Genomic DNA, 1762 nt, shown 5'->3' on the forward strand with positions numbered 1-1762 from the left:
ATTTATATAGTGGTCATCATGACTACTATTTCTTTGACCACTATTTCTGATACAAATTTACGACAACACGCCGTCTTCTTCTACTAAATCAATAGATTACGGTCATCTAGTACCATCGGCCTATCTATAAAAGTGGTCATCGTGACCACTATCCACAATTTTCACCGCTCTCTCAACCCATTGATTTTGCAGGTTTTATTCGTCAACTTGAGCAATCCCAGAAAATAACAGTCACGGTGACCATAAATCCTCTGCTGACTTGTCGGTTTAGGCTAAGTATCCACCAACACTCGCCAAACCACCCCATCATCCGCCAGCCGCTTGCGCACCTGATACGCCACACCACCGAGCGTAATCACCGCCTCAGAACTGTAAGCCCCTACCTCACTCACCAGTAGACTCAACTCGATACGCGGCACTCGTACGCGCTCATCCTCATCGAAGTCATCGATCTCCTGCTCAATGATCACCTTGCAATCGATAGGCTCACCGCTACCATCGTCATAGGTAGCGGCCTTGCCCCATTTGCGAAACGCGCGCTCTGCGGCTCTCTGGTCCAGGTCCATGGATCACCTAGGCCTTCACGGTGCCCGGTACGCCGGTAAACTTGACCGCTAGGCTGGCAGCACCGGCACCGGCGGCCTCTGCAGCAAAGGCCGTAGCGCCGGTGATATCACCGGTGGCGGCGGTCGCGGCGTTACTATCGAATGCGCTGGAGGCGGTTACCCAGGTGAGGCTTTCGCCCTGATTGATCTCTGCGGCGGATACCTTGGGCACAGTGAATACGCCATCAATGGCGAGCACGCCGGTTTCACCCACGGCGATATCATCCATCGCCACACCGAGCACTGCGCCGACCGGTACCACCTGGCCGGAGGTAATATCCGCGCTGGTGCTGTTGGTGACATTCAGCATGCGCCCATCTTGTACAAAATTCGTAGCCATTCTCTTTCTCTCGATTGGGTTTGTAACTGAAAGTAAAAAGGCCGCGTGATGCGGCCCTTTTGGATTCTTTAAGGTTTGGTTCGGTTTGAGCTGGGTATTAGGTTTTGGGCGTTTTCACCATGCCTTTTGCATCCCAGGCCTTCGCTGCGGCATCGAGGCGCACTTTGAATTCCACCCCGTCAATATTCCAGCCGTTTTGCTGTTCCAGCACCGGGGCCTGTTGGCCATCCAGGTAGAGCACTTCGATCGTGTCGTGCGCTACTGGGTCGGCCTTGAGGTACCAGCCATTGTGTCCGCTGAGGCGACCATCGGAGATCACGCTGGCAATATTGCGCACGCTGTTGGGCACGGTGTTGGATTTCTCGGAAGCACCCACTTCGAATTCCGATTCCAGGGCAACCTTTGCGGCCCCCTCATCGGCGATATCACACAGCAGGAATTTAGGGCGGATATTCAGGAAGGCGGAGCCGTCCTTCTGTTTGCCCATCAATACCCGTGCAGCATCGATGCTGGCGGTGTTGATGCCTGACTTGGTGGCCAGGTTGCCGTGGTCGGCATGGAACAGGGCTGTGCCATCGGCCATTTGTGGGTTGTTAAGTAGGATACTGAACACCAGATCACCGACGGTGCGCACGGCGGCGAGCCCCATCTTTTGTGGGATGCGGGTGAAGGCTCCCAGGTCGTCATTGATGATGGCTTGGCGGGTAATCGAGAACATTTCCCCGTAAGTAGCCAGGGCGGCGGTTTCGGCGCGCTCGCCGATGCTCACATATTTAAATTCCGCCCCCGGTGCCACTTGGCGCAGTGCGGGGAAGGT

Annotated in this window: 3 protein-coding genes; all 3 read right to left on the reverse strand. The window is 55.1% G+C overall.

All coding sequences use genetic code 11. The features are described 5' to 3' along the window. Positions 1–272: 272 nt before the first annotated feature. Positions 273–566 carry a hypothetical protein gene (locus Q1A69_RS19890; RefSeq protein ID WP_299589600.1) on the reverse strand — a complete coding sequence of 98 codons (294 nt, stop codon included), beginning with the start codon at positions 564–566 and terminating at the stop codon, positions 273–275. A gap of 7 nt (positions 567–573) precedes the next feature. Further along, a complete protein-coding gene (locus Q1A69_RS19895; RefSeq protein WP_299589603.1) occupies positions 574–945 on the reverse strand; it encodes a DUF2190 family protein in 372 nt (123 codons plus the stop codon). Positions 946–1042: 97 nt separating this feature from the next. Then, on the reverse strand, positions 1043–1762 hold a 720-nt coding region (locus Q1A69_RS19900), incomplete at its 5' end, for a Mu-like prophage major head subunit gpT family protein (RefSeq protein ID WP_299589605.1).

It is taken from the genome of uncultured Microbulbifer sp. (assembly GCF_947498635.1).
GTDB lineage: Bacteria > Pseudomonadota > Gammaproteobacteria > Pseudomonadales > Cellvibrionaceae > Microbulbifer > Microbulbifer echini.